Below are 13,229 nucleotides of genomic sequence, written 5' to 3' on the forward strand. Positions count from 1 at the left end.
TATTGCTGCCTAGATTATAGTTCGGTTGTAGGCTCTAACCGATAATAATGATATTCAACATCTTTTTCTTTATATACCGCATAACCACTTTGACGGAAGTCTGAGATCCATTCTGATCCAGTATATCCTGCAATATGTCCATAAACATGGTCACTTGTTGCATCAATGATATAAATATCACCTTTCTGTGGTCGATTAAATGCAGGTTTAATTTGTTTATAACCATTTTTCTCTAAAGTCCGCCCCCAATCTGCTGCGGCAATCGGATGATTAGAAACATCAGCACCTGCAGTTTGCAAAGCAATTCGCACATTACGTGCACATTTTTCAGAACTACGGCGTGCAGAGATACTTTCTAACTTGATTGAAAATTTAGAAACATTAATACGTTGTGCATCTAGAGTAGATTGTTGATCGATTCGATATTTCACGTTTTTGCTATGATGTGCTTTACGCTGAGATTGAACATGCTCTGGTTTTTTTATATCACGTGAAGATGCATGGCGAACGTGAACCTGAACTGAATGGGTGTGAGAGTTATGCGCATGAACCGCATGGTGAGCATGTATCATTACAAAAACCTATTTTTTTCCATCAAAACATCAACAGCGTGCCATTGTAGAGAGAAAGCTTTTAAGATGTATGAAAGGGTTGTAACAAATTTTAGACATCTCTAAATTTACAATGCTAATTTTTACTGCCTAATGTTATCTATATTTCTGATTTAAAAACGATATAACGTATCACATCATGGTTACAATTTAAGATACCATTTGATTAATATTTAATCAATTTGACTTTTAAAGCACGAGAGAAAGCATTCAATTGGTCTTGGAAAGTCTGTAATTTATGCTCACAAAACATACTTATTCTCACAATTTATACCTACTTTCCTAACATTTTTATTTTTAAGCTATTTGCTAACTGCGTTTCGATATGCTTTAGATCAAAAGGGATGATTGCTTGCTATGAAACTATGGTTCAAAAAATATGATCGGATTCTTTTAAGTGCAGGTCTACTGAAAGTTAGCCTCTTATTAGCCTTAATTCTATCGGGTGGACATATGCGTCCTGACCTGTAAATAAAAAGACTGAAGCTCTTTGGAGATTCAGTCTTTTAGGTTTGAGCAGTTTCTAATTTAAGCCGTTACAGTCTTGACTGTTTCACGCTGCTTAATGACTGCATAGCTAATACCTGTCACAAAACTTCCAACCGCAATTGCAATGAGGTATTGCAAAGGATGATTAATCGCGTTAGGGATCACTAACGCAATAATACCACCATGCGGAGTCACCAACTGGCATTTAAACATGGCAACCAGTGCACCTGTCACCGCTCCACCTGCAATCGTACATGGAATCACACGAATCGGGTCTTTAGCTGCAAATGGAATCGCCCCTTCAGAAATAAAGCACAACCCCAAGACAATCGCCGCTTTACCTGCATCTTGCTCAGACTTGGCAAATTTATTTTTCGCCAAGAATGTCGCAATCGCCATACCGAGTGGTGGCACCATACCTGCCGCCATGGTAATCGCCATAGGCTCATAAGTTTGTGATGTCAGCAAACCCACCGTAAAGGCATAGGCTGCTTTATTGATCGGGCCACCTAAATCAATACACATCATACTGCCCAAGACTACGCCCATAATCATGGCATTGGTTGTTCCCATCGTGGCAAGAAACTCTTTTAATAAATCAAAGAGTTCAGCAACTGGATGCCCCACGATATAAATCATGATCAGTCCAACCGCCAAACTTGCCAGCAATGGAATAATCAGAATCGGCTTTAAGGCTTCCAAACTTGAAGGCAGTTTGACTTTTTTGGCAAGAAACAACGCAATATAACCCGCCAAGAAACCTGCGACCAAACCACCCAAGAAGCCTGCTTGCAATTGGGCTGCCAGCAAGCCACCAATCAGACCAGGGGTTAAACCAGGACGATCAGCAATCGAATAGGCAATATAACCTGCCAGCATGGGTACCATGAGGGTAAATGCAGCAACACCAATCTGTTTTAAAGATGCTGCAAAGCTACCATCAACAGGGTTTAAACCAAACATGAAAGAAATCGCGATGATTAAACCACCTGCGACCACCATTGGCAGCATGAAAGACACACCTGTCAGCAGATGTTTATAAATGCCAACTTTTTCTTTCTTTTCCGAGCCTTCGCTGTTTGCAGTTGTCTGCTGTTTGCCCGACTCTAAAACTTTTGCTTCTTTGATCGCGCTCGCAAAGGCTTTATCGGTTTGTTTGAGCGCAAAGCCTGTACCACAACGATATACGCGCTTGCCCACAAAACGGTCGGTATTGACTTCAATATCCGTCGCCAAAATCACGATATCTGCATCAGCAATGGCTTCAGCAGACAAAATATTCTTTGCACCAACAGAACCCTGAGTTTCTACATGAATCTCATAGCCCAGTTTCGTGGCACCATGTTGTAGTGCTTCTGCCGCCATAAAGGTATGGGCAACCCCTGTTGGGCAAGCGGTAATCGCAACAAATTTGCGCGCTTCTGTGTTGGCTTGCTGCGGTTGTTCAGCAAGCTCTGTAACTGTTTGAGCAGTCGCCAAAGCCTGTTGCAATAACGCATTTGGATCTTGCTGTGCCTGATCCAAATCAATCAAGGCCACTTTTTGCGTGTCAGCAAGCGGTAACTTAGGTAATTTCTGTCCAAGCACCACAACCACATCGGCAGGCAACGAAGTAACTTGCTCAAGCTCTTCAACAACCTGAGCCTGATGCCCTGCTTTTTGGGCAATCTGTACAAGTTTCTTTGCCAAAATCAATGCATTGATGGGCTGTTCAGCACTATGCGGTACAAATAAAATCTGATGAATGTCTGACATAATCCTAGCTCAACGAATTGATGGCAATTTTTTGCTTCAAGTCTTCAATGACAGAGAGATCTGGGACTTGAAACCCGATTTGGGTCACAGCATGACTGGCAATTGCTGTTGCAGTTTTTAAAATTTCTTCAGGGCTGTAATACGTTAATAAGCCATGAATCATTCCCGCAACCAAAGAATCCCCAGCCCCGACTGTACTTTTCACCTGTACCTTTGGTGCTTGAGCATGTAAGGGATGAGTTGGATGTAACCAGTTCACACCACCCTCACCCATTGAAACAATAATATGCTGAATTTGCATATGCCCAATCGACTGGAAAAGTTGCTGCTGTTCAAGATAAGTGCTAGCAGGCAAATGATAAGTTTCAGTGAGCTCATCACCATTGGGTTTAATCAACCACGGATTTGCTGCAATTGCTGCACTTAACGCCTGACCACTGGTGTCTACAGCGACTTTTTTACCTTGCTGATTCAACCATTCAATCAGTTGTTTTAGCTCATTGGCATCAAAACCTGGTGGTAAACTTCCTGCAATCACCACAATCTCAATATGAGTCAGAAGACTTTGAATTTTGTCAAATAATTGCTGTTTGGCAATCGCATCAATTTGGACACCTTTGCCATTAATATCGGTCATACGACCTGAAGCTTCCGCAATTTTAATGTTTTGGCGGGTTTCGCCTGCCACATAGACAAACTGATTTTCAAAGCCTTCTTGAGCAAAGTGTGCATCAAAAATTTGACGATTGTCTGCACCTAAAAAGCCAGTCACGATGACATCATGCCCTAAATCTTTCAGCACTTGTGCGACATTTAAGCCTTTACCCGCAGCATGACTGACAACCGCATGATGACGATTGACTTCACCGACCTGCAAGTTGTCTAGCTGTAAAGTGACATCAATCGCAGGATTGAGAGTCACTGTTAAAATTTTTGCCATACCACTTACTCAACTAAATTACGGACTGCGGTTGCAGTGTCACAAGCTAACGCACGTTGTGCCAATTGCTGACAGTCAGCAAAATTTAACTGTCGAATCTGTGCTTTGACCAATGGAATACGGGTACTCGACATACTCAGCTCATCCACCCCAAGTCCCATCAATACTGGGACAGCTTTAGGGTCGCCTGCCAATTCACCGCAAATACCGACCCATTTACCATGCTGATGTGCAGCACGTACAGTTTGGTCAATCAGTAATAAAACGCTTGGATGCAAACCATCCGCCTCAGCCGACAACACAGGGTGTCCACGGTCAATTGCCATGGTGTACTGGGTCAGGTCATTGGTGCCGATACTAAAGAAATCGACTTCCTGCGCCAAAATTGGCGAGAGCAATGCCGCCGCAGGTACTTCAATCATGATACCCACTTCAAGGTGTTCACACGGATGCGCTGCACGGACTTCATCCAAAATGGCTTTGGCTTCACGCCATTCTTCTACACGTCCAATCATCGGGAACATAATGCGTAAAGGACGATTATCCGCAGCCTTAAGCAACGCGACCAGTTGCTGACGCAGTAATTCGGGTTGACGCAAAGTCAAACGAATACCGCGTAAACCCAAGAACGGATTTTCTTCAGGTGCAATCGGTAAATATGGCAATGGTTTGTCACCACCAACATCGAGAGTACGTACCACCAACGGACGACCTGCCAAAGCGTCAAACACCACACGATAATCTGCTTCTTGAACGGCTTCGTTTGGCGCACTGTTATGCGACATAAACACCAATTCAGTCCGCAATAAACCAATGGCTTCTGCACCATGCTCAACTGCTTGAGCCGTCGCTTGTACTTTCCCAATATTGGCTGCAATCTCGATTGCATGCTGATCTAACGTCATTGCAGGTTCCAAACAATGCTGCTCGGCCTGCTCACGCAGTTGGCGTTGACGCTCACGTTCAGCAATCGCCTGTTCGATGCGCTCAGCTTCAGGCTTGACGATGAATTCGCCTGTATCTCCATCGATCAGCACAACGCTGTGATTGGGAATATTCAGCACTGCTGAGCCTGCACCGACCACCGCAGGAATGCCTAAAGCACGGGCTACAATCGCACTATGCGCGCTTGCCCCACCAACAGCCGTCAAAATCCCTGCAACACGATCTTTGTTAAGACGTGCCACATCACTTGGCCCAACATCATGCATCACCAAAATGTACGGTTCTTGCGGCTCGGTAATTTCTGGCGCACCACACAAGACCGCAAGAACACGCTCGCCAATATCACGTAAGTCTGCGGCACGTTCAGCCAACAAATGGTCATTCAGTGATTCTTGTGCTTTGGCAGCCGCTTCAATATGTTCATGCCATGCAGCGGCAGCAGATAAATTTTGCTGCACGCCACGTTGTACGCTTTGAATCAAATCTGGGTCATCCAGCATTTCCAAATGTGCCATGAAAATCTGTTTGATTGCTTCAATTGAGCTTTGAGCAATAAACTGGCGAATGCTATTTTTGACCTGACGAATCGCGATATCGAGCTTTTCGCTTTCCGCTTTCAGGCTTGAACCAAAACGGTCATATTTGAACTTGCGCGGTTTCACCACATGTGCAGGGCCAAACGCCAAACCAGCCGATGCTGCAATCCCGTGACTTTGATCAGGTATTGCTTGGGTTTCTTCTTCAACCACAATGCTCTGAACAGGCTGCGCCGCTGTTGCAGTTTCCTGAACTGGCCCAACTTCTTCACCTAGACCTTGTTGAACGGCGGCAATCACGCTTGCTAATCCAGCAACGGCATCAGTTTCAGGTTCAGCAATAAACGTCAGGGTTTGTCCACGCTTACAGCCCAAAGACAACAATTTAGTTAGACTTTTCGCCGATACAAACTGCCCACCATCGACAGACACCTGAATCTCACCTTGGAAAGCCTTACAGCTATTGACCAACTGAGTTGCAGGTCGTGCGTGCAGCCCATGGGCATTCGCCAGTACCACACGCTGTGATGCCCAATCAGGAATCATTTCTGCACCAATCAGCTGGGCAATTTGCTGCGCATCTTTTTGCTGACTCAAGCTTTGTAACTGCTCAGGATCAAAGAAAATGTCCATGAGTCGGTTAAACTGGGTCATGTCGAGCTGTGGATTGCTAGCAATACACAACAACGTACCAAGTTGCTGACCTTGATACTGAATCGGCTGTTCAGCCTGGATAATGCTGACCGCAGGGCTCAACACATGCTGGCTCGCAGTAATCGACCAAAGGTCTTCACCCAAGTGAATCATATTTTTGGGTTGTAACTGGCTCAGGAAGCCACATTCCACCATTTTTTGTTGTTTCAACAATTGACTGGCTTGCCAGATAAAATCATCCAGATCCGACACAGCTACTTTGGTCGCAATCAAGTTTTCATGCAATGCCAAAGATGGCGGCTGTGCCTGTAAAAGTTCAATAATTTGCTGAGCCGATTCGGCATTTTTCACGCGCTCAGAAACATCATCGAGCAAAGCTCGGGTCAGAATTTGTAAAACTTGTAAATGTTCATCTGACTTTGCAGCAATCACCACTGCCAAATAAATCTTGTTTTCACCATCCCAGACTACGCCTTCAGGAAAGTGAGCTAAACGCACCCCAGTCTCTAAAATATACTGGCGCGACTGTGGTGTTCCATGCGGAATGGCAATACCTTGCCCCAAGTAAGTTGCACTTTGTTGCTCACGTCCAAGCAAACCCTGAATGTACTCAGGCTTAACCAGTTGATCTTCAACTAAAATATCCACTAGACATTGCAACGCCTGAGCTTTATCTACAGCATGCTGATTCATCCGAACATGTTGTGTATCTAGCGCTAACATAAGAATTCCTTGAAAAACATCATAAGTCGAGTTGAGGCGGTGCCTTTCTAGAGAAAAAACGAAAGGCGGATTCTACTCGGGTTTCCTCTGAAAATCAGTTTTTTTGATCATCATCGCTTGGATTTTTGCGGGCTAAAATCATAGCTTTTAAATATTAATTGAGAATTAAGCTTTTGAGTGTAACGATTGTACAAAAGCGCACCACATTTGCATCTGATTTGCGTTACACATACATTTATCCATCAATCTGCAATGCTCAAGTCAAAACAGGACTATAATGCCAAGCTTCTTATTTGCATCAGAGTTTTCCCGATGACCCCTGCCTGTAAATTACTCCAATCGAAAAAAATTACATTTAGCGTGCATGAATATGAGCACGATGCCAATGCCAAAAGCTTTGGACTTGAAGCGGCTGAAAAGCTGAATTTAGCCGTCCATGAAGTGTTTAAAACTTTATTGGTGACGGATGATAAAAATCACTTCGTGGCTGTCTTGCCTGTACAGCATCAGTTGAACTTAAAAAAAGTAGCGACCGCATTAGGTTGCAAAAAACTGCACATGGCAGACCCGAAAGATGCTGAACGCCTCACAGGTTACTTGGTCGGTGGAATTAGTCCATTGGGACAGAAAAAACGCTTAAAAACCGTGATTGATGCTAGCGCACAAGCTTTAACGAAAATGTATGTCAGCGGTGGCAAACGTGGTTTGGATATTGGTTTGTCCCCACAAGATTTGGCACAGTTACTCGGAGCAAGCTTTGCCGATGTCATCGATCTCTAAAACAAAAAAAGACCTCTTATGAGGTCTTTTTTACAGCGAGTTATCTCTTAAACGAATTGTAGAAATACCCAGAATAATGAAGCAGAAAGCACCATTGCACATGGCAAGGTCAATACCCATGCCATCAGGATGCTTTTCACGGTTCCCCACTGTAAACCTGATTTGTTGGCGGTCATGGTTCCTGCTACGGCACTATTCAAGACATGCGTGGTGCTGACAGGTAAACCAAACTTATCCGCAGCAATGATCGTCCCCATCGCGACTAGCTCAGCCGACATCCCTTGACCATACGTCAAATGTGTTTTACCAATACGTTCCCCAACCGTCACCACAATACGTTTCCAACCGACCATGGTGCCTAGACCAAGCGCCAATGCCACGGCTACTTTTACCCATGTTGGAATGTATTGAGTGGCTTTATCGATATTCTTACGGTAGTCATCAACCGTTGCTTTTTGTGCAGGTGACAATTGTGCCAAGTGATTGCCTTTATCCAACTCTTTCAAGCTGGCATTGCTCAAGTACATATCATTGCGCAAGTTAACGGTTGCTTTCTCAGGTACTTTTGACATGCTGCCATAGCTCGCAACCGCTTCACCCAAATGGTTCGACAAACTTGCGACTGCTGGCATGACTTTCTGGTTATATTGATGCGTTTGAATAAACTTGGTTAAAACATCACGGGCTTGCAGTTCAGGCATATTCGGTTGATCAGCCACCAGAATATGCGCGGTTTTTTCTGACAATGCTGCAAAAGACTGAACTTGCGCAGGATCCATGGTTTTATTGAGTGAATAGGCAAGCGGTACAATCCCGATCAAAATCAGCATGATCAAGCCCATACCCTTTTGACCATCGTTTGAACCGTGGGCAAAACTTACCCCTGTACAAGTACAGATCAGTAACACACGTACCAAGAACGATGGCGGCTTATTACCTTCAGGAGCAACAAACAATTCCTTTTGGCGTTTTTTCATTACCAACTTTAACAATAAGAACGCTGCTGCTGCCAAACCGAAACCAATCAACGGTGAGAAGAACAATGCTTTGGCAACCTTTAGCACTTGCCCCATATCAACACCACTCACCCCATCTGTTGCCGAGTGCAACAACTGGTTCATGATGCCTACACCAATAATTGAACCAATCATGGTATGTGAACTTGAAGCAGGAATCCCAAACAGCCATGTGCCCAAATTCCAGATAATTGCTGCAAGTAATAAAGCAAACACCATGGCAAAACCAGCGCCACTGTCAACATGCAAGATCAACTCAACAGGCAATAACGCAATGATGCCGTAAGCCACTGCACCACTTGCAGTTAAAACACCGAGAAAGTTAAAGAATCCAGACCACATGACTGCAACAGGCGCAGGCATGGCGTTGGTATAAATCACGGTTGCAACGGCGTTGGCGGTGTCATGAAAACCATTGACAAATTCAAAGCCTAAAGCAATCACCAAAGCCATACCGAGCATGATGAATGAGAACAGGCTTAAAGGTGGAACTTGAGACAAATCGAAAGTGAGCTGTACACCGATATAGGTCAGGGATGCTAAAACGACTACAGCAAAAACATATTTAAACCAGCTAGGGGTTGGAGCATGAATATTATTAGAAGAATTTTTGATTGTTGGGGCAATGACTGGCGTTGGTTGGGTGTCAGCCACTATAGATGCCTGATGATTCATGAGGTCTGCGACATATCATAAGATTGTGCAAATTTTGCGACGGTATTGTGACAATTAAATGACATTTCTCTGAATTTCATTGTAAATTCATTCGCACCATATTGGGGACTTAAATATATTTACCACAGCCAGTTACATAAAAAACTCAATTCAATTTTCACAACAAAGTACAATTAAACTCTTAAAATTAAAACACTTAATTAAGTTTAACCTTATTGATTAAAATCGCACCAAAATAGATCAATAAAATAATCTATTATTTTTCCTCTCGCTTAAATTTAAAATATTGATTTGTATTTGCTAGATTTTTCAACAATTTTTGTCGAACTTGCAAGCAAACGATTTTATATAAATATAAAATTGCTTTAATTTGGTGCATAATACTTCGCTCCCCAAAATGCTATTTTATCATTTTTAATCCAGTCACATTTCCACCCCAAAAGTGTGTCATTTTTCTTATTTTTCTCATCGTTGCTTTGTCAAGCTTAAATCATTTTTCATTTTTTCTAAAAAATAAATAATTTTAAGTTAATCTAGTCATATCTAAAAAAAACTCAGTTGGATTATGCAATGCTCGACAGTAAACAATGCCAAGCTTTTCTCGCTGTCGCAGAAACTGGAAGTTTTGAATATGCCAGTTTACAGCTTCACTTAACCGCTTCAGCGGTATCTTTACGTGTCCAAGCACTTGAACGCCAACTTGGGCAAATGCTGCTGATCCGCGGGCGTCCGTGCCAAACCACTCCCGCAGGTGAACAACTTCTGCAATACTTACAACGCCAACGTTTTATGGAACAAAATTTTTTACAGAGTTTGCAAGGCAAACAAGCCGATTCTGAGTTTATTAAACTGATTATTGCCAGCAATGCCGACTCATTGGCGACATGGCTACTTCCAAGCTTACAACAAATGGTGATTCAACAAAAAATCGCTGTAGAAATTCGAATTGATGATCAATCACTCACACACGCACTACTCGAAGCAGGACAAGTTCATGCCTGTATTTCAGTTGAAACTGAACCCTTACGTGGCTGTTTAGCTAAACCTTTGGGTTATATGCGCTATAAAATGGTGGCAACACCTGCATTTATTGCACGTTGGTTCAAAACAGGCGTTCATCGGCAAGCACTGACTCAAGCCCCTGCGGTGATTTTTAATCATAAAGACCACATGCATCAAAATGTTTTACTGAAACTTTATGGTCTAACTTCAAATAGTTACCCCTATCATTTCATTCCGTCTTCAGAAGCATTTGTGCATGCGATTCATCGAGATTTGGGCTATGGACTTGTTCCCGATGTACAACTGGGTACAGCCCTTGAACTGGGTGAATTAGTTGAAATCTTACCCGAAGCTCAAACAGATATCGCCTTGTATTGGCATCACTGGCAGCAACAATCCCCACAACTTCAACAACTCACCAAACATATTTGTCAGCAAAGCGTACGTTTTCTACGCCCCGCCTAGCTTTTCAGCAAAATTTAACTGTTTATTGGTGTTTTTACAGTATAAAACAACAAAATCTATCAATATCTTCATTTTTCCCGCCTGTGTATCAGTTAAGGTACGCAGTTGTGATAAGGAGACAATCATGAAAAAAGTCAAAGTGCTATTGGGTAGCTTAGCGATGATTTCTGTACTCAGCATGTCAGGCTGTGCACTCTTTGATCCATTCTGGTGGGCAGATGGCCCACATCATGGCGGTGGTGGTGGTCATTATGATGGCGGCGGTGACCGTGGCGGTCATGGTGGTGGCGATCGCGGCGGTGACCGTGGTGGCTGGTAATTTTTAAGCCATAACCGAAAGTCAGGAGAGTGGAAACACTGCCTGACTTTTTTATTTGCTCAATAAGCTCTTTGACCGTTATTTTAAATATTTTTAAAAAAAATTCTTAGTATTTTTTAAATTAATGTTTTTAAGCATTTTTTAGTATCTATTTACAAAAAAACAACACTATTGAATTTATGTTAAATGATTGAAAATTAATATTTTTAATCTATTTTTTGTTTTTTTTGGTTAAAATAATCCCATAATATTTTTATGGTTTTAGTGCCAATTTTTTGATGAAGTTTTCACATTGGCTCTTTCCTTATATTCCTAAATGGCTCTCGTTTCTTTGGCACTTAAACGACAAATTAAAGTTACTGGAAGTATGCATACACAACTGTTGTCACACACGCTGTTGAAACAAAAGCCAATTCGACTTTAGTCCAATATCGAGTCTTACAACAAATTTGCAGGACATTTGCGCTTAAATCCGCGAAATCCGAAGTAATGAATTAAGGAAAATCATATGGCAACACATCAAGCAATTTATGTGCATGTCGCCACAATCGGCGGTCGCCATCCAACTGGTCATCAAACGATCTGTTTAGATCGCCTCTGTTCCAATATTGCTGTAACTGCCCAGCATGTTACAGCCTCAAACTCCTTTTCCTCTTACTTGCAGGGTAGCTAGGCATGTGCTTGCTGCGGAACATGCAACTTCGCTTAAAGCAGTTGTGCGTTCAATTCGATTCATTTTTTTCTTTTTTGTGAAGGTTTTTTATGACGCAAGCAAATGAGGGCAACACCTCCGACTTAAAGCACGGGCTTAAGTCACGTCATCTTACAATGATCTCGATTGCAGGTGTAATTGGGGGTTCATTATTTATTGGTTCAGGTAACGTCATTGCTTCGGCAGGTCCTGCTGCAGTAATTGCATATGCACTTGGCGGTTTATTGATTTTACTTGTTATGCGTATGCTCGGTGAGATGGCTGTTCTCAACCCAGATACAGGCTCTTTTTCAACTTATGCAGATCGTGCGATTGGACGTTGGGCAGGTTTTACCATCGGTTGGCTATACTGGTGTTCATGGGCACTGCTCATGGGTTGGGAAGCCTATGTTGCAGGGAAAATCTTAAATAGCTGGTTCCCGCTCATCCCAATTTGGGTATATATGTTTGCTGTGATTGGGGCACTAATTCTCGTTAACTTACAAAATGTAAAAAGTTATGGAGAATTTGAATTTTGGTTTGCCTTAATCAAAGTGATCGCCATCGTGATCTTCTTGGTGATCGGTAGCTTGGCTGTATTACATTTGTGGCCATGGAGCCAACCAGGTGCTCAAGGCTTTAGCAATCTCACTGCACAAGGCTTTATGCCAAATGGCTTCTCATCCATTATTACCGCTTTACTGGGTGTGATGTTTGCCTATATTGGCGCAGAAATCGTGACTGTCGCTGCGGCTGAATCAGATAATCCTGCACGTGAAATTCGTAAAGCATCTAACTCTGTTGTTTGGCGTATCTTATTGTTTTATGTAGGTTCAATGTTCATTACTGTATGTTTGATCCCACATAACAACCCGCTTTTAAAAGATGCAACTTGGGGTACATACAGCGTAACATTGACTGCGCTTGGTGTTCCTGAAGCACGTCATATCGTTAACTTTGTAGTACTGACTTCTGTATGTAGCTGCTTTAACTCAGCACTTTATACCTGTTCACGTATGTTGTTCTCTTTATCTAAACGTGGTGATGCACCAAAATCATTTGGTTCAATCAACAGTAAAGGTAGCCCTTCAGTTGGTGTATTTGTATCTTGTATCTTTGCAGTATTGGCTGCAATTTTAACAGCAACAAACAGTATGGATGTTTATGACATCTTTATGCTCGCAACAGGTACAGCAGCATTGTATGTTTACTTAACGATTGCTTGTTCACAGTTGCGTTTACGCCAAAAAATTGAAGCTTCAGGTCAGAAACTTGAGTTCAAAATGTGGTTGTTCCCGGGTTTAACCTATGCGGTCATCTTCACCATTGTAGGTGCAATTATCGCTATGCTGATTGAAGGAACATACTTTAAAGAAGTCATCTATACGTCTGGCTTGGCTCTATTTATCGTAATTTTGGGTGTATGTGCTCAGAAATTTAACTGGGGTAAAGAACAGCAAGCAGCGTTAAAAGAAGAAAAGAATCTTGGCTAAGATAGGATAAACCCTTCTGCCAGCATAAAAAGCCCACATCTGTGGGTTTTTTATTGGTTTATAAAATCTCTCGACCTTTCAGACCTTTCGCTACATTCAAGCAAACATAGAATAATGCACCATGATTAAACACTT

Annotated in this window: 10 protein-coding genes; 5 read left to right on the plus strand and 5 right to left on the minus strand. The window is 42.5% G+C overall.

Annotated features, from left to right (window positions below):
• Positions 1-14 precede the first annotated feature (14 nt).
• From LVY74_RS07885 to ptsP, 4 genes are all read right to left on the minus strand, one after another.
• Complete coding sequence (locus LVY74_RS07885; RefSeq protein ID WP_237814617.1) at positions 15-572, minus strand: CHAP domain-containing protein; 558 nt, start codon at positions 570-572, stop codon at positions 15-17.
• A 567-nt stretch (positions 573-1,139) separates the two neighbouring features.
• Entirely contained in the window at positions 1,140-2,855 is a 1,716-nt protein-coding gene (locus LVY74_RS07890; protein WP_237814618.1) for a fructose-specific PTS transporter subunit EIIC, read from the minus strand.
• Between the two features lie 4 nt (positions 2,856-2,859).
• Positions 2,860-3,795, minus strand: a complete 936-nt coding sequence (gene pfkB / locus LVY74_RS07895) for a 1-phosphofructokinase (RefSeq protein ID WP_237814619.1) — start codon at positions 3,793-3,795, stop codon at positions 2,860-2,862.
• Positions 3,796-3,800: 5 nt separating this feature from the next.
• Positions 3,801-6,653 (minus strand): phosphoenolpyruvate--protein phosphotransferase, encoded by a 2,853-nt coding sequence (gene ptsP / locus LVY74_RS07900; RefSeq protein ID WP_237814620.1) that lies wholly within the window; start codon positions 6,651-6,653, stop codon positions 3,801-3,803.
• 312 nt (positions 6,654-6,965) lie between these two features.
• Between ptsP and ybaK the strand changes: the two genes are divergently transcribed.
• A complete protein-coding gene (ybaK, locus tag LVY74_RS07905; protein ID WP_237814621.1) occupies positions 6,966-7,433 on the plus strand; it encodes a Cys-tRNA(Pro) deacylase in 468 nt (155 codons plus the stop codon).
• Between the two features lie 47 nt (positions 7,434-7,480).
• Here ybaK and LVY74_RS07910 read toward each other — a convergent pair whose 3' ends face one another.
• Positions 7,481-9,124, minus strand: a complete 1,644-nt coding sequence (locus LVY74_RS07910) for an inorganic phosphate transporter (RefSeq protein WP_237814622.1) — start codon at positions 9,122-9,124, stop codon at positions 7,481-7,483.
• Positions 9,125-9,694: 570 nt separating this feature from the next.
• Between LVY74_RS07910 and LVY74_RS07915 the strand changes: the two genes are divergently transcribed.
• The 4 genes from LVY74_RS07915 to LVY74_RS07930 all read left to right on the plus strand — a co-directional run bounded on the left by LVY74_RS07915 (position 9,695) and on the right by LVY74_RS07930 (position 13,094).
• Positions 9,695-10,591, plus strand: coding sequence for a LysR family transcriptional regulator ArgP (locus LVY74_RS07915; protein WP_151708402.1), 897 nt, complete (start codon positions 9,695-9,697; stop codon positions 10,589-10,591).
• A gap of 124 nt (positions 10,592-10,715) precedes the next feature.
• Positions 10,716-10,910: a hypothetical protein gene (locus LVY74_RS07920; RefSeq protein ID WP_237814623.1), complete on the plus strand. Its 195-nt coding sequence runs from the start codon at positions 10,716-10,718 to the stop codon at positions 10,908-10,910.
• 508 nt (positions 10,911-11,418) lie between these two features.
• The gene (locus LVY74_RS07925; protein WP_237814624.1) at positions 11,419-11,583 is read left to right on the plus strand and encodes a hypothetical protein; all 165 of its coding nucleotides are present in this window, start codon (positions 11,419-11,421) and stop codon (positions 11,581-11,583) included.
• An 89-nt stretch (positions 11,584-11,672) separates the two neighbouring features.
• Positions 11,673-13,094, plus strand: a complete 1,422-nt coding sequence (locus LVY74_RS07930) for an amino acid permease (RefSeq protein WP_237814625.1) — start codon at positions 11,673-11,675, stop codon at positions 13,092-13,094.
• The last annotated feature ends 135 nt before the right edge of the window (positions 13,095-13,229 follow it).

This window comes from Acinetobacter sp. ME22 (genome assembly GCF_022012315.1).
GTDB classification, from domain to species: Bacteria; Pseudomonadota; Gammaproteobacteria; order Pseudomonadales; family Moraxellaceae; genus Acinetobacter; species Acinetobacter brisouii_A.